This is a genomic window from Streptomyces sp. NPDC005931 (assembly GCF_042871235.1).
Taxonomy (GTDB): domain Bacteria; phylum Actinomycetota; class Actinomycetes; order Streptomycetales; family Streptomycetaceae; genus Streptomyces.
In genome coordinates this window covers 230,932-256,600 of the sequence record NZ_JBIAIG010000009.1, presented here as the reverse complement: position 1 = coordinate 256,600, position 25,669 = coordinate 230,932, and the positions used below count along the sequence as shown (strand labels likewise).

At 74.1% G+C, this 25,669-nt stretch carries 24 protein-coding genes; 15 read left to right on the top strand and 9 right to left on the bottom strand.

Features of this window, described 5'->3' with window-relative positions; all coding sequences use genetic code 11:
- Positions 1-54: 54 nt before the first annotated feature.
- The 3 genes from ACFYOV_RS22135 to ACFYOV_RS22125 all read right to left on the bottom strand — a co-directional run bounded on the left by ACFYOV_RS22135 (position 55) and on the right by ACFYOV_RS22125 (position 2,322).
- On the bottom strand, positions 55-342 hold the full coding sequence (locus ACFYOV_RS22135) for a hypothetical protein (protein ID WP_389089960.1): 288 nt from the start codon (positions 340-342) through the stop codon (positions 55-57).
- Between the two features lie 112 nt (positions 343-454).
- Positions 455-1,303 carry a siderophore-interacting protein gene (locus tag ACFYOV_RS22130; RefSeq protein WP_389089958.1) on the bottom strand — a complete coding sequence of 283 codons (849 nt, stop codon included), beginning with the start codon at positions 1,301-1,303 and terminating at the stop codon, positions 455-457.
- Between the two features lie 89 nt (positions 1,304-1,392).
- Entirely contained in the window at positions 1,393-2,322 is a 930-nt protein-coding gene (locus tag ACFYOV_RS22125; RefSeq protein ID WP_389090030.1) for a 5'-3' exonuclease H3TH domain-containing protein, read from the bottom strand.
- A gap of 638 nt (positions 2,323-2,960) precedes the next feature.
- Between ACFYOV_RS22125 and ACFYOV_RS22120 the strand changes: the two genes are divergently transcribed.
- Both ACFYOV_RS22120 and ACFYOV_RS22115 read left to right on the top strand, forming a co-directional pair.
- Positions 2,961-3,536 carry a helix-turn-helix domain-containing protein gene (locus tag ACFYOV_RS22120; RefSeq protein ID WP_389089957.1) on the top strand — a complete coding sequence of 192 codons (576 nt, stop codon included), beginning with the start codon at positions 2,961-2,963 and terminating at the stop codon, positions 3,534-3,536.
- Between the two features lie 5 nt (positions 3,537-3,541).
- Positions 3,542-4,261, top strand: a complete 720-nt coding sequence (locus ACFYOV_RS22115) for a helical backbone metal receptor (protein ID WP_389090029.1) — start codon at positions 3,542-3,544, stop codon at positions 4,259-4,261.
- Here the strand turns inward: ACFYOV_RS22115 and ACFYOV_RS22110 are convergent.
- The gene (locus ACFYOV_RS22110) at positions 4,188-5,354 is read right to left on the bottom strand and encodes a TDT family transporter (protein WP_389089956.1); all 1,167 of its coding nucleotides are present in this window, start codon (positions 5,352-5,354) and stop codon (positions 4,188-4,190) included. The genes ACFYOV_RS22115 and ACFYOV_RS22110 overlap by 74 nt on opposite strands.
- A gap of 71 nt (positions 5,355-5,425) precedes the next feature.
- Here ACFYOV_RS22110 and ACFYOV_RS22105 point away from each other — a divergent pair, with 71 nt between their 5' ends.
- The gene (locus ACFYOV_RS22105) at positions 5,426-6,361 is read left to right on the top strand and encodes a LysR family transcriptional regulator (protein WP_389089955.1); all 936 of its coding nucleotides are present in this window, start codon (positions 5,426-5,428) and stop codon (positions 6,359-6,361) included.
- A 1,113-nt stretch (positions 6,362-7,474) separates the two neighbouring features.
- On the opposite strand, the gene ACFYOV_RS22100 is transcribed toward ACFYOV_RS22105, so the two are convergent.
- The 3 genes from ACFYOV_RS22100 to ACFYOV_RS22090 all read right to left on the bottom strand — a co-directional run bounded on the left by ACFYOV_RS22100 (position 7,475) and on the right by ACFYOV_RS22090 (position 10,572).
- Positions 7,475-8,167 (bottom strand): gamma-glutamyl-gamma-aminobutyrate hydrolase family protein, encoded by a 693-nt coding sequence (locus ACFYOV_RS22100; protein WP_389089953.1) that lies wholly within the window; start codon positions 8,165-8,167, stop codon positions 7,475-7,477.
- 42 nt (positions 8,168-8,209) lie between these two features.
- A complete protein-coding gene (gene eat / locus ACFYOV_RS22095) occupies positions 8,210-9,661 on the bottom strand; it encodes an ethanolamine permease (RefSeq protein WP_389089952.1) in 1,452 nt (483 codons plus the stop codon).
- A 176-nt stretch (positions 9,662-9,837) separates the two neighbouring features.
- The gene (locus ACFYOV_RS22090; RefSeq protein ID WP_389089950.1) at positions 9,838-10,572 is read right to left on the bottom strand and encodes a FadR/GntR family transcriptional regulator; all 735 of its coding nucleotides are present in this window, start codon (positions 10,570-10,572) and stop codon (positions 9,838-9,840) included.
- An 85-nt stretch (positions 10,573-10,657) separates the two neighbouring features.
- Here ACFYOV_RS22090 and ACFYOV_RS22085 point away from each other — a divergent pair, with 85 nt between their 5' ends.
- From ACFYOV_RS22085 to ACFYOV_RS22070, 4 genes are read left to right on the top strand one after another with little or no spacing between them, the layout of a single operon-like run.
- Positions 10,658-12,028: a glutamine synthetase family protein gene (locus ACFYOV_RS22085; protein WP_389089949.1), complete on the top strand. Its 1,371-nt coding sequence runs from the start codon at positions 10,658-10,660 to the stop codon at positions 12,026-12,028.
- 8 nt (positions 12,029-12,036) lie between these two features.
- On the top strand, positions 12,037-13,410 hold the full coding sequence (locus ACFYOV_RS22080) for an aldehyde dehydrogenase family protein (RefSeq protein ID WP_389089948.1): 1,374 nt from the start codon (positions 12,037-12,039) through the stop codon (positions 13,408-13,410).
- Positions 13,411-13,416: 6 nt separating this feature from the next.
- Complete coding sequence (locus ACFYOV_RS22075; protein WP_389089946.1) at positions 13,417-14,199, top strand: 3-oxoacyl-ACP reductase; 783 nt, start codon at positions 13,417-13,419, stop codon at positions 14,197-14,199.
- Between the two features lie 27 nt (positions 14,200-14,226).
- Positions 14,227-15,120 (top strand): DUF2510 domain-containing protein, encoded by an 894-nt coding sequence (locus ACFYOV_RS22070; protein WP_389090028.1) that lies wholly within the window; start codon positions 14,227-14,229, stop codon positions 15,118-15,120.
- 18 nt (positions 15,121-15,138) lie between these two features.
- On the opposite strand, the gene ACFYOV_RS22065 is transcribed toward ACFYOV_RS22070, so the two are convergent.
- Positions 15,139-16,341 carry an amino acid deaminase/aldolase gene (locus ACFYOV_RS22065; RefSeq protein ID WP_389089945.1) on the bottom strand — a complete coding sequence of 401 codons (1,203 nt, stop codon included), beginning with the start codon at positions 16,339-16,341 and terminating at the stop codon, positions 15,139-15,141.
- Between the two features lie 1,287 nt (positions 16,342-17,628).
- Here ACFYOV_RS22065 and ACFYOV_RS22060 point away from each other — a divergent pair.
- From ACFYOV_RS22060 to ACFYOV_RS22050, 3 genes are all read left to right on the top strand, one after another.
- Complete coding sequence (locus tag ACFYOV_RS22060) at positions 17,629-18,441, top strand: hypothetical protein (RefSeq protein WP_389089943.1); 813 nt, start codon at positions 17,629-17,631, stop codon at positions 18,439-18,441.
- A complete protein-coding gene (mycP, locus tag ACFYOV_RS22055) occupies positions 18,438-19,616 on the top strand; it encodes a type VII secretion-associated serine protease mycosin (protein ID WP_389089942.1) in 1,179 nt (392 codons plus the stop codon). The genes ACFYOV_RS22060 and mycP overlap by 4 nt, the downstream gene beginning before the upstream one ends.
- Before the next feature lie 842 nt (positions 19,617-20,458).
- Positions 20,459-21,196 carry an SseB family protein gene (locus ACFYOV_RS22050; RefSeq protein WP_389090026.1) on the top strand — a complete coding sequence of 246 codons (738 nt, stop codon included), beginning with the start codon at positions 20,459-20,461 and terminating at the stop codon, positions 21,194-21,196.
- Between the two features lie 90 nt (positions 21,197-21,286).
- Here ACFYOV_RS22050 and ACFYOV_RS22045 read toward each other — a convergent pair whose 3' ends face one another.
- Positions 21,287-21,643 (bottom strand): DUF1844 domain-containing protein, encoded by a 357-nt coding sequence (locus ACFYOV_RS22045; protein WP_389089941.1) that lies wholly within the window; start codon positions 21,641-21,643, stop codon positions 21,287-21,289.
- A gap of 379 nt (positions 21,644-22,022) precedes the next feature.
- Between ACFYOV_RS22045 and infC the strand changes: the two genes are divergently transcribed.
- The 5 genes from infC to ACFYOV_RS22020 all read left to right on the top strand — a co-directional run bounded on the left by infC (position 22,023) and on the right by ACFYOV_RS22020 (position 25,643).
- Positions 22,023-22,667 (top strand): translation initiation factor IF-3, encoded by a 645-nt coding sequence (infC, locus tag ACFYOV_RS22040; RefSeq protein WP_389090025.1) that lies wholly within the window; start codon positions 22,023-22,025, stop codon positions 22,665-22,667.
- Between the two features lie 108 nt (positions 22,668-22,775).
- Entirely contained in the window at positions 22,776-22,970 is a 195-nt protein-coding gene (gene rpmI / locus ACFYOV_RS22035; RefSeq protein WP_004933563.1) for a 50S ribosomal protein L35, read from the top strand.
- Positions 22,971-23,071: 101 nt separating this feature from the next.
- Complete coding sequence (gene rplT / locus ACFYOV_RS22030) at positions 23,072-23,455, top strand: 50S ribosomal protein L20 (protein WP_004933571.1); 384 nt, start codon at positions 23,072-23,074, stop codon at positions 23,453-23,455.
- A 127-nt stretch (positions 23,456-23,582) separates the two neighbouring features.
- Complete coding sequence (locus tag ACFYOV_RS22025; protein ID WP_389089940.1) at positions 23,583-24,443, top strand: TrmH family RNA methyltransferase; 861 nt, start codon at positions 23,583-23,585, stop codon at positions 24,441-24,443.
- Positions 24,444-24,497: 54 nt separating this feature from the next.
- Positions 24,498-25,643: an ATP-binding protein gene (locus ACFYOV_RS22020; protein ID WP_389089938.1), complete on the top strand. Its 1,146-nt coding sequence runs from the start codon at positions 24,498-24,500 to the stop codon at positions 25,641-25,643.
- Positions 25,644-25,669 lie beyond the last annotated feature (26 nt).

Below are 25,669 nucleotides of genomic sequence, written 5' to 3'. Positions count from 1 at the left end.
ACGAGGCGGGGGAGCGCGGCGTGCGGTCGGCCGCGGTCGGCCGCCCGACGGGACTCACGTGTCCGTCCCGTCCGGGTCCTCCCGGCGGACCGCTCGCTTCACCTCCGCCTCGATCTCGTGCCGCGACCGGCCCTCGGCCCGGGCGTACTCGCTCACCGCCACCTGCACGTCGCGGGCGAGGTCGCGCCAGGCCCGCCAAGCGGTCTCCCAGGTGGTCGTCTGGCTGTCGCTCCACTTCGTCTGGGTGGGCGGGCCGTACGTCTCCTGGAGACGGCGTACGCGGGTGTGCGCCTCGTCCGCCGCGCGCTGCCGGGCCACGAGCTCTTCGAAGGTGTGTGCCACGCGGCCGGATCCTGGGGCAGCGGACGTCGACCGGCCGGCTCGCCACGCCGTCCGGGGCCGCGCAGGGGCCGTGGTTCACCCGGCCGGCGCCCCTCCGCGACCGCGCGGGGTTTCAGAACGACGCCACCGGCGTGCCTTCCTGCTCCGCCTCGATGCGCGCGTTCCACTCCCGCTTGGACGCCTGCCAGCCGTCCTCGTTGTGGCCCAGCCGCCAGTAGCCGGAGAGGGAGAGGTCCTCGCGCGGGATCTGCCGCTCCACCCGCAGCAGATGGCGCAGCTGCTTCACGAAGTGCGCCTCGCCGTGCACGAAGGCGTGGACCCTGCCCTCCGGCCACCTGAGGTCCCGCACGGCCCGGACCAGCAGCGATCCGACGGGACGGTCCCCGCGGTGCAGCCAGACGACCTCCACCTCGGAGTCGATCTTCTGCTCTTCCTCGGGGCCCGCGATCTCGACGAACGCGTGTGCCCTGGCCCCGCGCGGCAGGGACTCCAGCGACCGGGCGATCGCCGGCAGCGCGCTCTCGTCGCCGACGAGCAGATGCCAGTCGGCGTCCGGGGAAGGCGCGTAGGCGCCGCCGGGGCCCAGGAACCACACGGTCTCGCCCGGCCGGGCCCGCAGTGACCACGGGCCGGCCAGGCCCTCGTCGCCGTGCAGCACGAAGTCCAGGGTCAGTTCACGGTGCTCGGGGTCCCAGTGGCGCACCGTGTACGTCCGGGTCACCGGCCATTGCTCGCGCGGGAATTCCGCGCGGACGCGCTCCAGGTCGAAGGGTTCGGGGTAGGTCGCGCCCCCGGCGGGGAACAGCAGCTTCACGTAGTGGTCGGTGCAGGTGTCCGCGCTGAAGCCGGCCAGGCCCTCACCGCCCAGCACCACGCGCTGCACGTGCGGGGTCAGCCGCTCGGTGCGGACGACCTGTGCGGAGTGCGGCCTGCGCGGCCGGCGTCCCGGTCGCTCTGCCATGGGGGCCTCCCGGTTACTTGGTTAGGGTCACCTAAGTTAGCATCTCGCGCGGTCGGCCCACCCCCGCGTGAGACGCTCGTCGGCCACCCTCAGCGCGCGAGCGTCGCCAGCAGCCGCCCCAGCGAGCCGCCCAGGCCCCACCGGGCCGCCAGTGCCTCCAGCGCGGCCGCGTCGCGCGGTGCGCGGGGCACCGCCGTGTCGACGTCCGGCAGCGGGACGTCGTCGGCGACCCGGACGACCTTCGGGGCGACGGCCAGGTACGGCCGTGCCTCGTCCAGCCTTCTGCGCTGCGACGGCGTGAGCGCGGCCCGCCGGTCGTCCACCGCCGCGAGGATCCCGTCCAGGTCGCCGAACTCGGCCAGCAGCTTGGCGGCGGTCTTCTCGCCGATGCCCGCCACGCCCGGCAGCCCGTCGCTCGGATCGCCGCGCAGCAGCGCCAGGTCCGCGTACCCGCGGCCGTCCACCCCATACTTCTCGCGCAGCACGCCCTCGTCGGTGACCTGGAGCGTGCCCACCCCCTTGAGCGGATACAGCACCCGCACCCCGCGGGCGTCGTCCACCAGCTGGTACAGGTCGCGGTCGCCCGTCACGATGTCGACGGGGCCCCGTGCCCGCGCGGTGAAGGTGCCGATCACGTCGTCCGCCTCGTAGCCGGCGACCCCCACGCGGGCGATGCCGACCGCGTCGAGAACGGCCTCGATGACCGGCACCTGCGGCGACAGCGTGTCGGGCACCTCCTCCTCGTCCGGGCCCGCCACGTGCTCCTCGGCGACCCGGTGCGCCTTGTAGGAGGGGATCAGCTCCACCCGCCAGTGCGGGCGCCAGTCGGCGTCCATGCACGCCACCAGGTGGTCCGGCCGGTGGTCCTTCACCAGGCGGTCGATGAAGTCGAGCAGCCCGCGCACGGCGTTCACCGGCGTGCCGTCCGGGGCCTTGATCGACTCCGGGACGCCGAAATAGGCGCGGAAGTACAGCGAGGCGGTGTCGAGAAGCATCAGTCGTCCGGTCACGCTCCGCATCATGCCGCACACCACTGACATCGATGCTGATGCTCAGATTCCGGTGGTCGTGGCTCTGCCACTGACTGACGCCCTGCTGGGCTGTCTTCCCACTGTTCTGTGCCGACCGACACCCTGGACGCTACGGCTGCAGACCGAGCATCGGGGCTCGATTCAACAAGTCAGGAGCTTGGGCAGAAGCCCCCTCGATGTCCTGTCTGCGCCCGCCCGTTGGCCGATCCGCTCCCGAGGGGCGGGGGCCCGGATCGGCACCTGACGGCCCGCGTCCGCCCTCTGGTGGTCCCCGGACGGGGCGCGGCCCGCGCCGACCGCCGGCCTCGCGCACGAAACGCGGAAAGGATTCGGACAACCACGTACCGCTATCCCCTCCCCGAACCTTTTCGAACAGCACTCCCCCTCCCGCCCGCGGAGGGGAACAATGGCGGGAACACACGGCACCGCGCACACATTGAACGGAAGGAAAGGTTCCCCGGCTGGCGCGAACTGTGAGGTCCCGGCTGCTGCTGCGTGACCCCTGTGTGACGGGTGCATGAAACGGTTTGCCGAACATGCGTAGGGTGCAGACAACTCAAGACGGTGCGCGCCGCGACAGCGGTGGGCAAGGCGCGGGACGATGGGCGAAGGAGGGAGGCGGAGCGATGGGCGATCACAAGGAACAGCCCCTTCGGGTGGGCGCGGCCGTGCGGCGACGCCGCCGGGCGCTGGAGCTCACCCTCGCCGTCGTGGCCGAGCGCAGCGGCCTGTCGGTCCCCTTCCTGAGCCAGATCGAGAACGAGCGGGCGCGCCCCAGCAGGGGATCCCTGGAGAAGGTCGCCGACGCCCTGCGCACCACCGCCGTGGAGCTCCTCGCCGCCGCCGACCCGGCGTGCAGCGTCGACGTGGTGCGCGCGGACGGCGTCGCCGCCGAGCCGCTGCTCGCGCCCCAGGTGCGCTCGCTGGTGCGCGGCCACCACCAGATGCACGCCTCCGAGTTCACCGGCGACCACGATGCCGCCCGCGAACTCCAGTTCCGCAACGATCAGTTGATGTACGTGGCCGACGGTGCCGTGGAGATCGAGGCGGAGGGCCGCGCTTACCGTCTCGGCCGCGGCGACACCCTCTATCTCACCGGGGGAGTGCGCCACCGGTGGCGGGCCACCGTCCCCGAGACCCGACTGATCGTCGTCGCCGTGGCCGACCACATCGAGGCGGTCCGCGACCGGCCGCACCGGTGAGCGGGGTGCGGGTCGTCTCCCTCGTCCCGTCGCTGACGGAGGCGGTGGCGCTGTCCGCCCCCGGTGTGCTGGTCGCCGCCACCGACTGGTGCACGCACCCCGTGGATCTGGACGTCGAGCGGATCGGTGGCACCAAGAACCCCAGGACCGACCGGATCGTCTCCCTCGCCCCTGACCTGGTGATCGCCAACGAGGAGGAGAACCGCGGGCCCGACCTCGCGGCCCTGCGCGCCGCCGGCCTCGAGGTGCTGGTCACGGAGATCCGGACCCTGCCCCAGGCCCTCGACGAACTGGCCCGGGTCCTCTCGGCGTGCGGGGTGCCCACGCGTCCCCGGTGGCTGGACGAGGCCGGGGCGGCCTGGGAGGCGCTGCCCGCGCCCGCGCACCGCCGGAGCGCGGTGGTGCCGGTCTGGCGGCGGCCGTGGATGGTCCTGGGCCGCGACACCTTCGCCGGCGACCTGCTCTCCCGCCTCGGCGTCGACCACCTGCACGCCGCCCGTCCCGAGCGTTATCCACGTGTTCCGGTGGAGGAGCTGCGGGCGGCGGCCCCCGACCTGGTCGTGCTGCCCGACGAGCCGTACCGCTTCACCGCCGACGACGGCCCCGAGGCGTTCCCCGGGCTGCCCTGCGCTTTGATCAGCGGCCGGCACCTCACCTGGTACGGGCCGTCGCTGGCCGAGGCGCCGGCGGTACTGGACCGGGCCCTGCGAGCAGCGCACCGCTGACGACTCCGCGTGCGGTGTGCCAGGCGGTGGTGGCCCAGGCGGCGACGAGGAGGGCGTACAGGCCGGCCGTCAGGGCGTCGTAGACGACGAGGCCCGTGTGCCGGGACAGCGCCTCGGCGCCGGTGACACACGTGCCGACCGGGAAGGTGAACGACCACCACGTCATCGCGAAGCGCATCCCGTGTCGCCGGGCCCGCACGACGTGCGCGGTGGCGAGACAGAGCCACAGCACCGCGAACCCCATCACCGGCACGCCGTACAGCACGGCCAGCAGGCCGAACCCCGCGTCGTACGGCGCCGGGACCACGCCGGGGGCGGCGTCCGCGAACGCTCCGACGGCGGTGGTGGACTGGCCGAGCGGCCCCAGCACCAGGAACAGCGTGGGGGTGAGCGGCGGCGGGAGCGGACCGCCGGTGACCAGCCGGGCGAAGACCAGCGGCAGCATGAGCAGGGTCGCGAACAGGCTCAGCCCGAACAGTGCGAGGCATGCGAGCAGCAGGGTCGCGCGGGGCTGCCCGGCCGGCAGGTGGGGCACCAGCCGCGGACCGAGCGCGGCCGACACCATCGGCGCCACCAGCGGCAGCAGCCACGCCGGGGTGGCCTGCTCGGCGGTGACCCGGTGCCGTACGGCCATGAGGTACGGCACCGCCACGGCCGCCACGAGCCCGATGGCCGTACCGGCGGTGAACAGCACGGCGTCGAGCGCGACGGCCGCCCCGGTGCCGATCCAGTCCCGGCCGACCGTGAGGGCGCCCCCGCCCACCGCCAGCAGGGCCATGGAGAGACAGCCGTAGAACGGGGCCACGGACGCGTCGCGGAGGTGGGCCAGGGCACGGTCGCGGTGGTGGGCCCAGTGCAGGGCGCGGGCGGCGAGCAGCGCGAGCAGGAGCAGCAGGGACAGCGCCCACACGGCGGTGAGGGCGGCGCGCAGTCCCGGCGCCCGCAGGGGCAGCGCGCCGCCCGCGCTCGCCACCACCGCGGTGCCCATCACACAGGCGTACCAGTTGGGTCCGAGGTGGCGGACGGCCGGGACGCGCGGGGGCCGTGCGGGCGCACGGGGGAGGGGCGGCAGGAGGCGCGCTGCGGTGACCATGGTCCTCACGGTCGTACCGGCGCCGGGCCACCGCCAGGGAGCATGTCCCTATGACGACATAAGCTGGCTTTATGAGCAGCACGCAGGACCACGCCGATGACCGGCCCGTGAGCGCGGGATCGCTCGCCCACCGGGTCCCCGACCTCGGGGCGCTGGAGCTGCTGCTGGCGGTGGCGCGGCTGGGGAGCCTCGGGGGTGCGGCCCGGGAGCTGGGCATCACCCAGCCGGCGGCCAGCAGCCGGATCAGGTCGATGGAGCGCCAGCTCGGCGTGGCCCTGGTGGACCGCTCGCCGCGCGGGTCGCGGCTGACCGACGCGGGGGCCCTGGTCACCGACTGGGCCCGGCGGATCGTGGAGGCGGCGGAGGCGTTCGACGCCGGGGCGCAGGCGCTGCGGGACCGCAGGGACTCACGGCTGCGGGTGGCGGCGAGCATGACCATCGCCGAGTACCTGTTGCCGGGCTGGCTGCTGGCGCTGCGTGCGGAGCGGCCGGACACGGCGGTGTCGTTGCTGGCCGGGAACTCCGCGGCGGTCGCGGAGCGGCTGCTGTCGGGGGAGGCCGACGTGGGCTTCGTGGAGGGGCTCACGGTCCAGGCCGGGCTGGATTCCGCGGTGATAGCCCACGACCGGCTGATCGTGGTGGCCGCACCCTCGCACGCCTGGGCCCGGCGCCGGCGCCCGCTGGCGGCCGACGAACTGGCGACGACCCCGCTCATCCTGCGGGAGAAGGGCTCCGGTACCCGCCAGGTCCTGGACGCTGCGCTGGGCGGCCTGGCCCGCCCGCTGATCGAGCTGTCCTCCACGACCGCGGTCAAGGCGGCGGCGGTGAGCGGCGCCGGACCGGCGGTGCTCAGCGAATTGGCCGTCGGCGAGGAACTGGCCATGCGCCGGCTGGTTCGCGTCCCCGTCAACGGCGTCACCCTGGCCCGCGACCTGCGCGCGGTCTGGCCGACGGGCCACCGCCCCACGGGGCCGGCCCGCGACCTGCTGTCACTGACGCGGGGCTGACCCCACGGGGTGAAGCGGCCCCACCCTCGGCGCGGCCCCGCCCTCGCGTCCCGCTCTGCCGCCGGCTCGCCCAGCGGCGGAGCAGGGTCCCGGGTGGCTGCCTGGGCGCGGCCCGCCGGTTTCTGCCTGTGGTGCCGGCCGGCCGTTGTGCGTGGCCTGCGGTAGCGGTGCGCTGTCTCCCTGTCTGCGGTGCCTGCTCGCCGATTCCCCCGGTGCTTGCGGTGCCGGCCTGCTGTCACGTCTGCCTGCGGTGCCGGCCCGCCGTGACGCGTTGCCTACGGTGCCGGTCGCCTCGGCCCGTGCTCGGGCCCGCGACCGCGCCGGGTGCCGTCGGCTCCGCCCCGCCGCGTCGGCCCCTCGTTCGCCGGTGCCTCGCGGTAGCGGCTGTCCCTGCTCCGGAGCCGCCCGCCCGGGGCGTTCGCCTCTGTCTGCGGGGCCTGCGGTCCCTCGTCACGGGCTCGTCCGGCGGTGGGTCGGCCTGCCGGGCCGCCCGTGCCTGGGGCGCCAGGCGCGTCGGTTCGTGCTTGCGGCGGTGAACACCCGTCGGTGGCCGGTGCTTCGCGGTAGCGGCGGTGCCTGCTCCGGAGCCGCCCGCCCGTCGCGGATCCGGTCCGGTCCGGTGGCGACGGGGCGTCCGCCTCTGCCTCCGGAACCTGCGGTCCGTTCGTCACCGGCTCGTCCGGCGGCGGGTCGGCCTGCCTGCGGCCCGTGCCTGCCGGTGTCGGGAGCCAGGTTCGTGCCCGCGGCGGTGATACCCGTCGGTTGCCGGTGCTCGGGTAGCGGCGGCCCCGGTGCGAGGCCGTGTCGGCCGTCGCGGATCCGGTCCGGCGGGGACGGGGCGTCCGCCTCTGTCTCCTGAACCTGCGGTCCGTTCGTCACCGGCCCGTCCGGCGGCGGGGTCGGTCGTCCCGTGACGCGTTGCCTGCGGCGCGCCCGCCCCTCGGCCGGTGCCCGCGACCGCGCCGGTTGTGCCGTGGCTCCTCCCCGCCGCGGTGTCGGTGGCCGGTGCCCGCGCCGGCGGCGGCCCCTGGCTCGCCGTCACGGTGCCCGTCGCCGATCGGTCCGGCGACGGCGTCGTTCCGACCGCGGCCCGTGCCTGCGGTGCCGGGCCCCTCAGCTCGTGCCCTCGGCGGCGGCGATCAGGCCGCGGATCACCCTGAGGTCCTCGTCCATCTCCGGGTGCCACTGGACGCCGACGACCCAGGGGGCCGTCGGGAGTTCGACCGCCTCCACCGTGCCGTCCTCCGCGCACGCGGACGGCACGAGGCCCGCGCCGAGGCGGTCGACCGCCTGGTGGTGGTAGGTCGGGACGGAGGTCTCCTCCGGGACGAGCCCGGCGTAGCGCGTGCCCGGTACCGGTTTGACCCGGTGGCGGCCGAAGACGCCCGGGACCTCGGCGTGGCCGTCGATGTGCTGGACCAGGGTGCCGCCGAGGGCGACGTTGAGCAGTTGCATGCCCCGGCAGATGCCCAGCAGCGGGATCCGGGCCTCCAGGGCGGCCCGGACCAAGGCGAGTTCCCAGGCGTCCCGCGCCCGTGCGGGTGGCCCGGTGCGCGGGTCGGGCTCCGCGCCGTAGTGGACCGGCTCGACGTCGGGGCCGCCGGCGATCACCAGGCCGTCCAGCCGTGCCACGGTCGCCGCGGCCCGCTCCGGCGCGTCCGGGGGCAGCATGGCGGCCAGTCCGCCGGCCCGCTGCACCAGGCGCGGGTACCCCGCCGGCAGCAGTGCGGCGTCCAGCTGCCACACGCCCCAGCGGACACCGGACTCCGCGTACGTGCTGATGCCGATGAGCGGCCTGGCCACCATCTTCCCGACCTCCGTGTGCGACGCGCGGGCTTCCCCCGTGCCTCAGTCCCGTGACAACTCTGCCTCGGCGGCCGCCAGCGCCGCGAACTCCTCCTCCGGCGCCCTCGCCACCAGGTGCCTGCGGCTGTACAGCCCGAAGTACGCCAGCGCCACGATGTACACGGCCAGCGCGATGAACGCCGCCGTCACGTCCACCAGGAACGTGGCCACCAGCGCCGCGCAGGCCAGCACCAGCGCGACCGACGAGGTCAGCACGCCGCCCGGGGTGCGGTACGGCCGCGGCAGTTCCGGCTCGCGGCGGCGCAGCACGATGTGCGAGAGGGACATCAGCGCGTACGAGATCGTCGCGCCGAAGACGGCCACGTTCAGCATGCGCGCCCCGTTGCCCGACCCGGCGGCCAGCGCGAAGCCGATCGCCCCGGGCACCAGCAGACCCAGGTACGGGGCCTTGCGGCTGCTGGTCAGCGACAGGAACTTCGGCAGGTAGCCCGCGCGGGAGAGCGCGAACAGCTGGCGGGACCCCGCGTAGATCAGCGAGAAGAACGACGCCACCAGGCCCGCGAGTCCCGCGTAGTTGACGATCCGGCTGAGCGCGGTCGCCTCGCCGTCCGGCTGGAGCGCCTCCACCAGCGGGTTGCCCGCGTCCTGGACGGCCGCCGAACCGCGCGCCCCGGCCGCCGTCACGAAGGTGACCACGGCCAGGACCACGAGGATGCCCATGGACCAGCGGATCGCCCGCGGCAGCGTGCGGGCCGGGTCCCTGGTCTCCTCGGCGGCCAGTGGCACGCCCTCCACGCCCAGGAAGAACCACATGCCGAAGGGGAATGCCGCCCAGATGCCGAGCAGCCCCATCGGCAGCCAGGAGTTCGCCCCGAAGGCCGAGGAGTCCACCGGGATGTCGTCGAGGGAGGAGGCGTCGAACTCGGGCAGCGCGCCCACGGCGAAGACCACCAGCGCCGCCACCGCGATGCCGGTGACGACGAAGCTGAAGCGCAGCGCTTCGCCGACGCCCCACAGATGGATGCCGATGAAGACCACGAAGCAGGCGAGGTACACCGGCCAGCCGGACTCCAGCCCGAACAGGCCCAGCGACTCGACGTAGTCGCCGATGAAGATGGCGATGGCGGCGGGCGCGAGCACGTACTCGATGAGGATCGCGGTGCCGGTGAGGAACCCGCCCCACGGTCCGAGCGCCCGGCGCGCGAAGCCGTAGCCGCCGCCCGCCGTGGGCAGGATCGAGGACAGCTCGGCGAGGGCGAACACCATGCAGGCGTACATGGCGCCCATCAGGACCATGGCGATCGCCAGACCCCCGAAGCCGCCCTCGGCCAGGCCGAAGTTCCAGCCCGAGTAGTCGCCGGACACGACGTAGGCGACACCGAGGCCGGTCAGCAGCAGCCAGCCGGCGCTGCCGCGGCGCAGCTTCCTGCGGTCGAGGTAGTCGTCCGCCTCACCGGCGGACCGTCTGGACGTGGACGTGGGTGGAAGGCTCACGGGGCGACTCCCCAGGTGCGGCGTCGACGGGGGACAATGGAACGGATCCAGACCTTTGTGGGCCCATACCTTCGTTGCGTGGACGGCGGGAACGCAAGACCCGTGCGTCAAACCGCGGCGAACCCTCCCCGCGCACCGCCCCCTGCCCGGACCGCCACGCCGCGAACCCGCGCCCTCTACGTCAGGAATCCCCGCAGGAGCGCCGCCGTGCCCGCGCAGTGCTCGCGCATCACCTCGCGGGCCCCGTCCGCGTCGCCCTCCAGCACCGCCTCCACCACGGCCGTGTGCTGGTGTTGCGAGTGCTCCAGGTTGCGGACCAGCAGCGGGATGCAGTCCAGCAGGTCGTTCACCGTCGCCCGGACCGCCGCGTACTGCGCGGTCAGCGTCGGTGAGCCGGACAGCTCCGCCAGAGTGAGGTGGAACAGGGTGTCCAGGCGCCGGTAGTCGGCCAGCGGGGCGTCGCGCGTGCCGGCCAGCGCCTCATGCAGCCGCGCCGCCTGCTCATCCGTCAGGCCGTGGGCCGCGCACAGGCCCGCCGCGCCCACCTCCAGCACCTCCCGGAAGCGCAGGACGTCCTCGATGTCGACCCCGGCCGTGCGGCGCCGCAGCTCCACCTCCCCGGTGTCCGTCGGGCGGGGCAGCACGAACGTGCCGCCGTACCGGCCGCGCCGCGACTCCACGAGCCCCTGGTCCTGGAGCACCTTGAGGACCTCGCGCAGCGTCACCCGGCTGATCCCCAGCCGCTCCGCCAGGTCCCGCTCGGCCGGCAGCCGCTCCCCGCCCGGGACCAGGCCCAGCCGCACCACCTGGAGGATCTGCTCCAGCGCCTCCTCGAAGCCGTTGCCCGCGCGCACCGGCCGCAGCACCGGCGCCAGACGGTCCCCCATGCCGCCGGCCGCTTCCTCGTGCATCCGGTCGCGCCCCCTTCCCAAGCAATGGTTCTCGGCAATACCTTATGGCTCCCGGCCGGTCGAAGCAGCCTGAGGAGGCTCTCCCGTGGCAGACCGCACACCTCCGCTCGGTGTCGAGGAGCTGCACGCCCTCGTCGCGGGCGGCGAGATCGACACCGTCGTCCTGGCCTTTCCCGACATGCAAGGACGGCTCCAGGGCAAGCGGTTCGCCGCCCGCTTCTTCCTCGACGAAGTCCTCCACCACGGCACCGAGGGCTGCACCTACCTGCTCGCCGTCGACGCCGACATGAACACCGTCGACGGCTACGCCATGTCCTCCTGGGAGCGCGGCTACGGGGACTTCGCCATGCACCCCGACCTCGCCACCCTGCGCCGCGTGCCCTGGAACGAGGGCACCGCCCTGGTGATCGCCGACCTCGCCTGGGACGACGGCTCCCCGGTCGCCGCCGCCCCCCGCCAGATCCTGCGCCGCCAGCTCGAGCGCCTGGCCGAGCTGGGTCTGACCGCCCAGGTCGGTACCGAGCTGGAGTTCATCGTCTTCAAGGACACCTACGAACGGGCCTGGGACGCGGGCTACCGTGGCCTCATCCCGGCCAACCAGTACAACGTCGACTACTCCGTCCTCGGCACCGGCCGCATCGAGCCCCTGCTGCGCCGCATCCGCAACGAGATGGCCGCCGCCGGACTCACCGTCGAGTCGGCCAAGGGCGAGTGCAACCCCGGCCAGCACGAGATCGCCTTCCGCTACGCCGAGGCACTGGTCACCTGCGACCAGCACGCGATCTACAAGACCGGCGCCAAGGAGATCGCCGCGCAGGAGGGCATGTCGATCACCTTCATGGCCAAGTACAACGAGCGCGAGGGCAACTCCTGCCACATCCACCTCTCCCTCGCCGACGCCGACGGCACCAACGTCATGGCGGGCTCCTCCCAGGACCCGGGCGGCATGTCCGACGTCATGCGCCACTTCCTCGCCGGCCAGCTCGCCGCGCTGCGCGAGTTCTCCCTGCTCTACGCCCCCCACATCAATTCCTACAAGCGGTTCCAGCCGGGCTCCTTCGCCCCGACCGCCGTCGCCTGGGGCCACGACAACCGCACCTGCGCCCTGCGCGTGGTCGGCCACGGCCGCTCCCTGCGCTTCGAGAACCGGCTGCCCGGCGGCGACGTCAACCCGCACCTCGCCGTGGCCGGCATGGTCGCGGCCGGCCTGCACGGCGTCGAGCGGAAGCTGGACCTGCCCGAACCCTGCCCCGGCAACGCCTACACCGCAGGCTTCGAGCACGTCCCCACCACCCTGCGCGAGGCCGCGGAGCTGTGGGAGAACAGCGCGATCGCCAGGGCCGCCTTCGGTGACGAGGTCGTCGCCCACTACCGCAACATGGCGCGCGTCGAGATCGACGCCTTCGACGCCGCGGTCACCGACTGGGAACTGCGTCGCTCCTTCGAACGCATGTGAGGCACTTCTTGTCCGACCAGCCCGATGAGCTCCAGGTGCGCAACCCCGCGACCGAGGAGGTGATCGCCACCGTCCCCGCCACGGACCCCGCCGGGGTCCACGGTGCCGTCGAGCGAGCCGCCCGTGCCCAGACCGCCTGGGCCGCCCTGGCTCCCGGCGACCGGGCCCGGCTGCTGCGCCGCTTTGCCGCGACCGTCGACGACCACGTCGAGGAACTGGCCCGTCTGGAGGTCCGGGAGGCCGGCCACACCCTCGGCAACGCCCGCTGGGAGGCCGGCAACGTCCGGGACCTGCTGGACTACGCCGCCGGCGGAGTGGAACGCCTGACCGGCCGGCAGATCCCGGTCCCCGGAGGCATCGACGTCACCTTCCTCGAACCGCTCGGCGTCGTCGGCGTCATCGCCCCCTGGAACTTCCCGCTGCCCATCGCGGCCTGGGGCACCGCACCCGCGCTCGCGGCCGGCAACGCGGTCCTGCTCAAGCCCGCCGAGACCACCCCGCTCACCGCGCTGCGCCTGGCCGGCCTCGCCCTGGAGGCAGGGCTCCCCGAGGGCCTGTTCCAGGTGCTCCCCGGACACGGCCCCGTCACCGGCAACGCGCTCGTCGAGCACCCGGGCGTCGCGAAGATCGTGTTCACCGGGTCCACGGCCGTGGGCAAACACGTGTGGGCCAGGGGGGCGGCCCACCTCAAGCGCGTCACCCTCGAACTCGGCGGCAAGAGCCCCAACATCGTCTTCGCCGACGCCGACCTGGAGGCCGCCGCGGCCGCCGCCCCCATGTCGTTCCTCGACAACGCCGGCCAGGACTGCTGCGCCCGCACCCGCATCCTCGTCCAGCGCTCCGCGTACGACCGGTTCCTGGACCTGCTCGCCCCCGCGATCGAATCCGTCCGGGTCGGCGACCCGGCCGACGAGAGCGTCCAGATGGGCCCGCTGATCTCCCGCACCCAGCTGGACCGCGTCCGCGCGTACGTCACCGACGACCTCGACGGCATCCGTGGCAAGGCTCCCGAGGGCCCGGGCTACTGGTTCCCGCCCACCGTCCTCACCGGTGTCGACCCGCACGCCCGCGTGGCCGTCGAGGAGGTCTTCGGCCCCGTCGCCGTCGTCCTCCCCTTCGACGACGAGGCCGACGCCGTACGGCTGGCCAACGCCACCGACTACGGCCTCTCCGGCTCCGTCTGGACCCGGGACGTCGGCCGCGCCCTGCGCGTCTCCCGGGCCGTGCGCGCCGGGAACCTGTCCGTCAACTCCCACGCCAGCGTCCGCTACTGGACCCCCTTCGGCGGTTTCAAGCAGTCCGGCGTCGGACGCGAGCTCGGCCCGGACGCCCTGACCGCCTTCACCGAGACCAAGAACGTCTTCATCAGTACGGAGGCCTGACCGCTCATGAGTGAAGAGACCATCTGCCGCCGCCTGGTCGGCCGGACCGCCGTCGTCACCGGGGCCGGCAGCGGCATCGGCCTCGCCGCCGCCCGCCGGCTCGCCTCCGAGGGCGCCCACGTGGTATGCGCAGACGTCGACGAGGCCCGCGGCAAGGCCGCCGCCGAGGAGACCGGCGGGATCTTCGTCAACGTCGACGTCACCGACCCCGAGCAGGTCGAGGCCCTGTTCCGGACGGCGTACGACACCTACGGCAGCGTCGACGTCGCCTTCAACAACGCCGGCATCTCACCGCCCGACGACGACTCCATCCTGGAGACCGGCCTCGACGCCTGGAAGCGCGTCCAGGAGGTCAACCTCACCTCCGTCTACCTGTGCTGCAAGGCCGCCATCCCCTACATGCGACGCCAGGGCAAGGGCTCCATCATCAACACCGCGTCCTTCGTGGCCCGCATGGGCGCGGCGACCTCGCAGATCTCCTACACCGCGTCGAAGGGCGGCGTCCTCGCCATGTCCCGTGAACTCGGCGTGCAGTTCGCCAGGGAGGGCATCCGCGTCAACGCCCTGTGCCCCGGACCGGTCAACACCCCGCTCCTCCAGGAGCTGTTCGCCAAGGACCCCGAGCGCGCCGCCCGCCGCCTCGTGCACATCCCGCTCGGCCGGTTCGCCGAGGCCGAGGAGATCGCCGCCGCCGTCGCCTTCCTGGCCAGCGACGACTCCTCCTTCGTCAACGCCACCGACTTCCTGGTGGACGGCGGAATCTCGGGGGCGTACGTCACGCCGCTGTAGCGCTCGTCCTACAGTGCCGGGATGAGCATGACGCCACCCCCCGGCTGGTACCGCGACCCGTCCGCCCCGCACCTGGAACGCTGGTGGGACGGCACGGCCTGGACCGAGCACCGGCGCGCCCCCGAGACCCACGGCGGGCCGGTGCCCCCGGGCGGCTCCGGCCGCGCCAGGGTGGTCGCCCTGACCACCGCCGGAGCCGTCCTGGTCACCGCGATCGTCACCGGTGCGGTGTTCCTGGGCGACGACGGCGGGACGGAGACCAGGACCGGGCCGACGGCCACGGCCTCCGCCCCACGGCCGTCACCCCCGTCGCCCTCCGCCTCCGACCCCTCCGAGTCCCCGGCCGGGGACCCGACGGTCGTCGAGGACCCGCTCAACGCCATCACCTTTCCGCTCCTCGACGGCTGGGTCCGGCCGGAACACGTCGCCGAGCACGACGTCGTCATGACCACCGACGGCACCTACGACTGCCCCGGCGACGGCACCGTCTGCCGCCACGGGCTCGTCATCTCCCGCACGGTCACCTCCACCGACGAGACGTCCCCGGAACGGCTCGCGAAACAGGACATCTCCGAGGCGGCCGACGACGCCTTCGACCGCGACACCATCGGCCGCAGGCCCTACGGCGGCATCGAGTCCCACGAAACGGTCGAGTCCGGCGCCGTGGCGGTGGCGGGCCGCGCCGGGTACTTCGTGCGCTGGCGCGTGCATACCGCCAAGGGCCCCGGCGGTTACGTGCAGTCGCTGGTCTTCCCCTCCAGCACCGGCACCGAGTCCCCGGTCCTCGTCCGTTACGTCTTCGACGCCGGCGAGGACGGGCCGCCCCTGGCCGACATGGACCGCATCACCAAGGGCATCCGCCCTGCCACCGACGCCGACACGGGCGGCGGCGTGGGCAGCAGCATCGGCCCCTCGGACTGACCCGCCCCGGCGGCACGGTCACAGGAAGGCGCGGCCCTCGCCGCGGTAGGTCGGCACCGTCGCCGCCACCGCCTCGCCCTCGACCAGATGCAGTGCGTCGAACCGCTCGCACAGCTCGCCGGCCTTGGCGTGCCGGAACCACACCCGGTCGCCGATCAGCAGATCGTCCGCCGGTGAGCCCAGCAACGGCGTCTGCACCTCGCCGGCACCCTCCTGCGGGTCGTGGCGCAGCCCCTCGGGCAGGTACGGCACCGGCAGCCGGTCGGCGCCGGGCGCGCCGGACGCCGGATACCCGCCGCCCAGCACGGTCACCACGCCCACCCCGGGCCGCCGTACGACCGGCAGGGCGAAGAGGGCGGCCGGACGGCCCGTGAACGACGTGTAGTTGTCGAACAGCCGCGGCACGTACAGCCCCGACCCCGCCGCGACCTCGGTGACCGCGTCCTCCGCGGCGGTGTACTGCACGCTGCCGGTGCCGCCGCCGTTGACGAACTCCAGATCCGGCACGACGGCCCGTACCGCGGCCACGACCGCGGCCCGCCGCTCGGCGAGTTCACGGCGCGCGGCCGCCTGCATCAGCCGCACCGCCCGTGACCGCAGCGGCCGCCCGGCCACCGCGTCCCCGACCCCGGCGACATGACCCTCGTACGCCATGATCCCGACCACCCGGAACCCCGGTCGCCGGACCACCGCCCGTGCCAGGTCGGCGACGTGGGCGGGCGAGTGCAGGGGCGAGCGCCGGGCACCGATCCGCACCCGGCCGCCGAGCAGCTTCAGCGAGGTGTCCAACTCCAGGCACACCCGCACCACTTCACGCCCGCCCGCCCGCGCGGCGTCGATCAGGTCGAGCTGGGCCGGGTCGTCGACCATGACGGTCACCGCGGCGGCCAGCTTGGGATCGGCGGCGAGTTCGGCGTACCCGGCCCGGTCGGCGGAGGGATAGGCGAGCAGGACGTCGTCGAAGCCGGAGCGTGCCAGCCAGAGCGACTCGGCGAGCGTGAAGGACATGATGCCCGCGAAACCGTCCCGGGCGAGGACGCGTTCGAGCAGCGCGCGGCAGCGTACGGACTTGCTGGCCACCCGGACGGGCTTGCCGCCGGACCGGCGGACCAGGTCGTCGGCGTTGGCGTCGAAGGCGTCCAGGTCCACGATCGCCAGCGGAGCGTCGAGGTGGGCGGTGGCCCGGTCGTACCGGGCCCGGTCGGCGGCACGCGCAGTCATGAGCGCAGCCTGCCAGACCGGATTACCCCGGGGTAGGGGCGTGTCCGGACCTGATCCCCGCAGCGTGGGGGACGTTCCGGGCAAGTGCCGCGGGCGCGCGGACTGGTTCCCGTACGGGTGGGGGCACGCCGTAGAGTGACGCGCAGACACGGCGGAACGGGGCCGGACAGGGGTCCGTGCCGGGATGACGCTCCGTCCGTGCGGGTATCTGTGCCCGGGACGAATCCGTGCCGGGCTCCTGGCAGGAGAACACCGGCCCGTACGCGAGGGACGGCCCGGGCACGAGGAAACGGGGGGTGCATGAGCACGGAAGCGCAGCGCGCCTCCCACCCGCCGCGTCCGACCGCGCCCCCGCCCCCGCCGACCCCTCCCGCGGTACCGGCCCAGTCCGCCCCGCCCCGCCCACCGCATCCGCCGGGTACGGGGGACGACGGCCACGTGAAGAGGGAACGGCAACGACCGGCCCCCGATGCGCGACCCGGGGGTCGGGTTTCGGACGGATCCGCGCCCGGCGAACGGCCCCCGGCCGGGACCGTGCCCATGGAACGCATCGCGGCGCCCGGGGAAGGCATCGCGACGCCCGCGGAGCGCACCACGGCGCCCGCGGAACGCGTCCCGAACGGCGCCGCCCCCGGTGGGCGGCCCGTGTCCGGCGCCGCTCCCAGCGGGCCGACCTCCCGCGCGACCGGGTCCTTCGGCGGGCGCCGCGATGTCGGACCGGCGACCGGGGACCCCGCCGGGGCCGCGGGCGCCCCGTCCCGCACCGCCCCGCCGGCACCCCGCTTCCCGAGCTTCGGGGTGTCCGTCCCCGCTGCCGCGGACGCCGTCGCGCCGCCGCCTCCCGCCTCCGCTCGCTTCCCGGACACGCGGCCCACCGTCGGCCGGGGCACACCCTCCCCGGACGCCCGAACCGGTGCGCCGGCCGCGGCACCCCGGCCGACGGCGGTACCCCGACAGCCCGGTCCCCGCCCCACCGCGCCGCCCCCCAGCGCGCCGCCCACGGACGCGTCGACCGCGGGGTCTTCGGATACCCCGCCCGCACCGCGGACCGAGGGTCCGGCAGGACCACGTACCGACGCCCCGGCCGAGAGATCGTCCGAGACGACCCGCCGGTTGCGCCCGGTGCCCGCGGAGCCGGCCCCCGAGCCGGTCGCACCCGCGGCCGCGACGTCCGGCCCGGGCGCGTCCCGACCGGCCGGACCCACTCGTCCGGGTGCGCCCGACCCCGCGCACTCCTGGAGCGCCCCGGCCGCCCCGGGCGGCGCCCCCGGAGCCGACCGGCCCTTCGTGTCGTTCGGCGAGCCGGAGGGCTACGACGACGACGCCCGGCCGCGTCCCCTCGGCAGGCGCGGACGGTCCCGGGCCGTCGCGGCCGGCGTCTGCCTCGTCCTCGGCATGGGACTCATCGGCGGTGCCGTCACCGGGAGCTGGCTCGCCGGCGACTCCGACGAGGCACGGGCCCACACCGGCTTCGCCGCCGCCGGAAGCATGTGGCACAGCGTCCCGGTCGACCGGCTCTTCCCGCCCACCGTGCAGGGCCGGGGCGCCGGCCCCGGTGGCGCCGACCGCACCTGGACCCGTGTCGCCGTCGCCCCGGACAGCGGCTGCAAGGGTGCCTTCGATCCCCTGCTGGACAAGGTGCTCGCCCCCGTCGGCTGCCGCCGCCTGCTGCGCGCCACGTACACCGACGCGACCCAGAGCCACGTCACCACCGTCGGCCTGCTGTTCACCAAGGCCGACGCCACCCGGATGGCCTCCCTCGCCCGCCGTTTCGACAGGGAGCACCTGGACCGCCGCAGCGACCTGATGCCCCGTACCCACGCGGCGAAGGACACCGTCGCCGACGGCTTCGGCGCCCGGCAGCGCGCCTCCTGGACGATCTCCGTGCTGACCGACGCCCCCGTCGTCGTCTACGCCGTCTCCGGCTGGGCCGACGGCCGCACCGTCGACACCCCGCAGCCCGCCGAGGAGGCCGTGCGGTCCGGCACCGGCACCGCCCCCGGCCAGGCGGGACTCGGCCACGACGCCAAGGGTCTGGCCGACCGCGTGGAACGCGCCCTGCGCAAGAACGCCGGAAGCGCCTCGGAGCAGCCGTCATGACCGCGCGCACGCACCGCCGCCGCACCGCCGCCCTCGGTGCGCTGCTCGCCGCCGGGCTCGCTCTGCTGCCCGCCACCTCCGCGCACGCCGACGGCATCCGCGCCCAGCAGTGGGCCCTGGAGGCCATGCACACCCAGGAGGTCTGGCGCACGACCAAGGGGGAGGACGTCACCGTCGCCGTCCTGGACACCGGTGTCGACGCCTCCCACCCCGACCTGGCCGGCAACGTCCTCGACGGCAAGGACCTCGTCGGCTTCGGTGCCCGACGCGGCGACCGCCCCTGGGCCCGCCACGGCACCGCCATGGCCGGGATCGTCGCCGGCCACGGGCACGGACCCGGCAGGACCGAGGGCGTCATGGGCATCGCGCCCGAGGCGAAGATCCTGCCCGTCCGCGTCATCCTGGAGGACGGCGACCCGGCCCGCGCCAAGGCCCGCAGCAGCCGTGGCCACGCCCTCGCCGAGGGGATCCGCTGGGCCGCGGACCACGGCGCCGACGTCATCAACCTCTCCCTCGGCGACGACTCCGCCTCCGCGCACCCCGAACCCGGCGAGGACGAGGCGATCCAGTACGCCCTGCGCAAGGGCGTCGCCGTCGTCGCCTCCGCGGGCAACGGCGGCGAGAAGGGCGACCGCATCTCCTACCCGGCCGCGTATCCCGGTGTGATCGCCGTGACCGCCGTCGACCGCTACGGCACCCGCGCCTCCTTCTCGACCCGCCGCTGGTACGCCACGGTCAGCGCGCCCGGCGTCGACGTCGTCATCGCCGACCCCGACCGCAAGTACTACGAGGGCTGGGGCACCAGCGCAGCCGCCGCCTTCGTCTCCGGCGCAGTGGCGCTGATCAGGTCGGCCCACCCGGACCTCACCCCGGCCCAGATCAAACGGCTCCTGGAGGACACCGCCCGCAACGCCCCCGCCGACGGCCGCGACGACTCACGGGGCTTCGGCTTCGTCGACCCGGCCGCCGCGATCAGGGCCGCCGCCCGGCTGAAGCCCGAGGGCCTGAGGTCCGCCGCCCACGCCGACGAGTACTTCGGCCTCGGCCCGGACGCCCCCGCCTCCGGTGACGACACCGCCGACTGGGCGGCCCCCCTGGCGGGCAGTGCCGGCGGCGTCCTCCTGGTGGCCACCGTCGTCCTGTGGCGGGGCCGCACTCGACCCGACGACGGCTGACGACCGGCCGCCGGACCGCCCGGCCCCTGCCACCCCCCGCCACCCGCGGCCGGGAGCCACTCCTTCACGCCCCGTCGCGGCGCTCGCCCCCCAGCACGCCACCGACTGCCACAGGGTCATGCCCCGCGCCCGCGTAGGGGGGCGGTCGGGCGGGACGGACGGCCGGACCTCGTGGCCGTCGCACCTCACGAGGCCGACGCTGTGCACCCCCCCACGGCCCGTCGTGCCGGCGACGGCCGGCCGTCCCTCCCCGCCCCCGGCGCCGCCTCGCGCCACCGCCGGCACGTCCGGTCCGCGATCACCCACCCACTCGACGTGCGCACGTACGCCGGCGACGCACCGGTCAGTGCCGCAAGCTCCCTCTCCGCCCCGAACACCTGCCGTGACGGGGCGAGTGGGTCGACCGCCGTGATCCGCGGCAGGCCCCCAGAGTGCCGTCCCCATCGCGGGGCGCCGCCGGGCGCAGACGGACGTTCACCGCGTCGAACCCCGCCGAGGCGACGGTCGTCCGCCGCGGCGCCGACGCCGATCCGTTGCCGCTGTGCTCGATCATCGCCGGGACCCGGGTCCGCTCCGTCCCGTCGAGTCCCCGCCCCGCGTCCCGCGCCGGCAGGAGCAGCGCCGTGACCAGGATCCAGACCCTGACGATGCCCGCCGCCGAACGCACGGTCGCCGCGGTGGGCCCCGGCTCCGGTGCGCGGGCCCAGCGGCGCCACCGGCACGGGCGCGGTGGCCCCACCCACGGCGCGCGTCCGTCCCCTCCGCCCCACCGGCCCGGGCGTCGGTCCGCATGCCCGCGTCCCGGCCCGCGACGGTTGGCCGATAGGGTCGTGACCGTGGAGATGAAGAACATTCCGGACCCCGGCTTCCGCGACGACGACGGCTCCGCCGACCCCCGGCTGAGCGCCGCGCTCGCGGCCTGGGCCGAGGACCGCACCGCCGTCGGCCCGGTCCTCGAGGCCCTCAAGGGCGCCCGGCTGCTCGTCCCCGTGGTCGCCGTGCTCGGCGAGGTCGAGGAGGACGAGAACGGCCTGCGCCGCGAGAAGACCAGCGACATGGCCGTCCCCACCCTGAAGGCCGGAAACCGCACCGCGCTCCCCGCGTTCACCTCCACCGACTCGCTCGCCCGCTGGGATCCGGGAGCCCGCCCCGTGGCCGTACCCACACACCAGGCCCTCCAGGCTGCGGCGCACGAGAAGGCGGACACCGTCGTCCTGGACCTGTCCGGACCGGTGCCCTTCGAACTGACCGGCCCCGCCCTGCTCGCCCTCGCGGAGGGACGGACCAGCACCGACCCGCTCGCCGACCCGGCCGTCGTCGAGGCCGTCCGCGCGGTCGTCGCCGCGGAGCCCGCCGTCGTACGCGCCCACCTCGGGCCGGGCGAGGCGGACGGCATCCTCGCCCTCGTCCTCGACCCCGCCGTGCCCGCCGCCGACACCGTCCGCGCCGTGGCGCGTCGACTCGCCGCCGACGAGACGCTCAGGGCCCGCCTGGTGCGCGGCCTCGACCTCGCCGTCCTGCCGGCCGACGCCGCCGCGCCGGGTGAGCCCGTCCACGTGAGGACGAGCCCGCCCACGTGAGGACCCCCCTCACGTGAGGACGGGCCCGCCACATGAGGACGAACGCCCACGTGCGAAACGAGCCCCCATGTGAGGACGCAGAGGCCCTGATCAGCCGTAGACCGGACCCGTGTACTTCTCGCCCGGACCCTGGCCGGGCTCGTCCGGAACCAGGGACGCCTCGCGGAACGCCAGCTGGAGCGACTTCAGGCCGTCCCGCAGCGGTGCCGCGTGGAACGAGCTGATCTCGGTCGCGCTCGCGTCCAGCAGGCCGGCGAGGGCGTGGATCAGCTTCCGGGCCTCGTCGAGGTCCTTGTGCTGCTCGCCCTCCTCGGTCAGACCGAGCTTCACGGCGGCGGCACTCATCAGGTTCACGGCGACCGTCACGATCACCTCGACCGCGGGCACCTCTGCGATGTCGCGGGTCATCTCATCGAAATCGGGCGTGTCGGCGGGGGAGTCACTCATGCCGGACACGATAGGGGCACTTCGGCTCCCGGCCCGCGTCGGCCTCGGTTAGCCCTTACCGGCCCGAGCTGCTAACCTTGTGTAACGACCGGTCGGACACGTATGCCCCACGGCACGCGGGCCCGGCCCACAAGTGGAGGCTTTCGAACTCCCACCTTCCGCCCTCTGGGCGGCGGGTCACCGGTCAGGCGGTCCCGCTCGGCGGCGATCCGTCCGAAAGCGCGCCCCGCGGTCACCGCGGCGGTGCTCCGGTAGTTCGAGGAGCCCCGCCTGTGATCGTCCGGGGCATTTTTTGTGCTCCGGCGCGGTCAGGTCTAACGAACACAGACGTTACGCGGCTGTCCGCCAGACCGTCGCGTGGTGCTACCGAGGAGGATCCATCAGCGCCGAGCCCCGCATCAACGACCGGATTCGCGTTCCCGAGGTGCGACTTGTCGGTCCCAGTGGCGAGCAGGTGGGCATCGTCCCGCTGGCCAAGGCACTGGAGCTTGCGCAGGAGTACGACCTGGACCTGGTCGAGGTCGCGGCGAACGCCCGTCCGCCCGTGTGCAAGCTCATGGACTACGGGAAGTTCAAGTACGAGTCGGCCATGAAGGCCCGTGAGGCGCGCAAGAACCAGGCGCACACGGTCATCAAGGAGATGAAGCTCCGGCCGAAGATCGACCCGCACGACTACGACACCAAGAAGGGTCACGTCGTCCGGTTCCTCAAGCAGGGCGACAAGGTCAAGATCACGATCATGTTCCGTGGTCGCGAGCAGTCCCGGCCCGAGCTGGGCTACCGACTGCTGCAGCGTCTCGCGGAGGACGTCCAGGACCTCGGGTTCGTCGAGTCGAACCCGAAGCAGGACGGCCGCAACATGATCATGGTCCTCGGTCCGCACAAGAAGAAGACCGAGGCGATGGCCGAGGCCCGCCAGGCGCAGGAGGCCCGCAAGGCTTCCGCGAAGGCCAACCCCGGCCGTTCGCAGAACCCTGCAGACGCCGAGGCCCAGGCCGGCGCCGAGGAGCCCGCCGAGGCGTGACTCCGGGGACGCGAGTCCCAGGAAGCAACCGAAACAAGTACGACGCTCCACCGTGCCCGGTTTCACGACCGGGCACCGGAGCGCCACCGACGAGGAGAGAACGGCGCTATGCCGAAGAACAAGTCGCACAGCGGTGCCAGCAAGCGCTTCAAGGTCACCGGCTCCGGCAAGGTGCTCCGAGAGCGTGCCGGCAAGCGCCACCTGCTCGAGCACAAGTCGTCCCGCGTGACGCGTCGCCTCACCGGCAACGCCGAGATGGCCCCGGGCGACGCCGCGAAGATCAAGAAGCTTCTCGGCAAGTGACGCCTCGGCGCCTGAGCGCCGTACGTACGTCACCACCGGGACCCAGTCGACACCGGGCCGTGTGAGTTCCCACCGCGGCCCCGCTACAAGGAGTTAAACAAGTGGCACGCGTCAAGCGGGCAGTCAACGCCCACAAGAAGCGCCGGGCGATCCTCGAGCAGGCCTCCGGCTACCGCGGTCAGCGTTCGCGCCTGTACCGCAAGGCCAAGGAGCAGGTCACCCACTCGCTGGTCTACAACTACAACGACCGCAAGAAGCGCAAGGGTGACTTCCGCCAGCTGTGGATCCAGCGCATCAACGCCGCTGCCCGCGCGAACGGCATCACGTACAACCGCTTCATCCAGGGTCTGAAGGCCGCGAACGTCGAGGTCGACCGCAAGATCCTGGCTGAGCTGGCCGTCAACGACGCCACCGCCTTCGCCGCGCTCGTCGAGGTCGCCCAGAAGGCGCTGCCGGCGGACGTGAACGCGCCCAAGGCCGCGTGACGCCGCGCCGGCTCTAGCCGAGGCACCTGGACGGACCCGTGGGTTTTCCCGCGGGTCCGTCGTGCGTACGGAAAAAAATCAACAGCTGCGGCGGCCGTCGACCATGAACTCGCGAGGTGAAACACCCATGCCCCCCGCCACCCCCGAGCTGATCTCCCCCCGCTCACCCCGTGTGGCCGCCGCGCGGCGGTTGGCCAAGCGGAACTTCCGGGGGAAGGAGCGGCTGTTCCTCGCCGAGGGGCCGCAGGCGGTACGGGAGGCCGCCGGACACCGGGACGCGGACGCCGCCACGCTCGTCGAGCTGTTCGCCACGCCCGATGCCGCCGACCGGTACGCCGACATCATCGGCGACGCCCGGGACGCCGGCGCCCGGATCCACCTCGCCTCCGAGCAGGTCGTCGCCGACATCTCCACCACCGTCACGCCCCAGGGCCTGGTCGGGGTGTGCCGGTTCCTGGACACCCCGTTCGAGGACATCCTCGCCGCCCGGCCCCGCCTCGTCGCCGTCCTCGCGCACGTGCGCGACCCCGGCAACGCCGGCACCGTGCTGCGCTGCGCCGACGCCGCCGGAGCCGAGGCCGTCGTCCTCACCGACGCCTCCGTCGACCTGTACAACCCCAAGGCCGTACGCGCCTCCGTCGGCTCGCTGTTCCACCTGCCGGTCGCCGTCGGCGTGCCCGTCGACCGGGCCGTGGCGCTACTGCGGGACACCGGGGTACGGGTGCTGGCCGCCGACGGCGCGGGCGACCGCGACCTCGACGACGAGCTCGACAAGGGCACCATGGGCGGGCCCACCGCCTGGGTCTTCGGCAACGAGGCATGGGGGCTCCCCGAGGAGACCCGTGCCCTCACCGACGCCGTCGTCAGCGTCCCGATCCACGGAAAGGCCGAGAGCCTGAACCTGGCCACCGCCGCGGCCGTATGTCTCTACGCCTCGGCACGTGCACAGCGCGCCGTCGGAGGGTGCCGCTCCGTCACCGAAAACTAGTAGGGTGACCAGCTCGGGGACCCCCAGAGGAAGTCCGAGAGGTGGGGTACGGGGATGAGCGTCGGCACGAGCAGGGCACCGGGAGCGCACGGGGCGGCACGCCCGCCCGGAGCCCGGGCCACGGATCTCGCCGGCCTCGGCATCGACCCCGACGCCCTGCCCGACGGCCTCGTCGTCGCCGACGAACAGCAGCGGGTCGTCTGCTTCAACGCGGCGGCCGCGCGGATCACCGCCGTCGCCGCCGAGGAAGCCCTCGGGCAGCGCCTCGACAAGGCCCTCCCGTTAGAGGACCTGGAGGGCCGCCGTTGGTGGCAGGTCACCGACCCCTACGGCGGGCTCGCCATCCGGGTGCGCCAGCCCGAGCGCAACCTGCTGCTCCCCGGCGGACGCGAGGTCCTGGTCTCGGCGCAGTACGTCCGCACCGGGCCCACCGGCCCGGTCCGCCGCGTCGTGGTCACCCTGCGCGACACCGAGGCCCGCCGCCGCACCGAGCGCAGCCACGCCGAGCTGATCGCCACCGTCGCCCACGAACTGCGCTCCCCGCTCACCTCCGTCAAGGGCTTCACCGCCACCCTCCTCGCCAAGTGGGAGAGGTTCACCGACGACCAGAAGCGGCTGATGCTGGAGACCGTCGACGCCGACGCCGACCGCGTCACCCGGCTGATCGCCGAGCTGCTGGACATATCCCGCATCGACTCCGGGCGCCTGGAGGTCCGCCGCCAGCCCGTCGACATCGGAGCCGCCGTCGGACGGCACATCCAGGCGTACGTCGCCGCCGGGCAGCCGGCCGACCGGTTCCTGCTGCGGGTCCAGCACCCGCTGCCCGACCTGTGGGCCGACCCCGACAAGATCGACCAGGTGCTCAGCAACCTGCTGGAAAATGCCGTGCGCCACGGCGAGGGAACCGTCACCATCGACATCACACCCTCGGCGTCCCCGCGCGAACGGGAGAACGGCGAGGCCGCAGCCACGTCGGTCACGGTGAGCGACGAGGGCCCAGGCATCCCGGAGGAGTCCATGAACCGCGTCTTCACCCGCTTCTGGCGGGGCAGCAAGCGCGGCGGGACGGGCCTGGGGCTGTACATCGTCAAGGGCATCGTCGAGGCCCACGGCGGCACCATCACGGTCGGACGCGCCCCCGGCGGCGGCGCCCAGTTCCGATTTACGTTGCCCGTGGCCGCTCCGGCGTATCTCGCCTGACGACCACGGGCGCATCCGCCCACCGC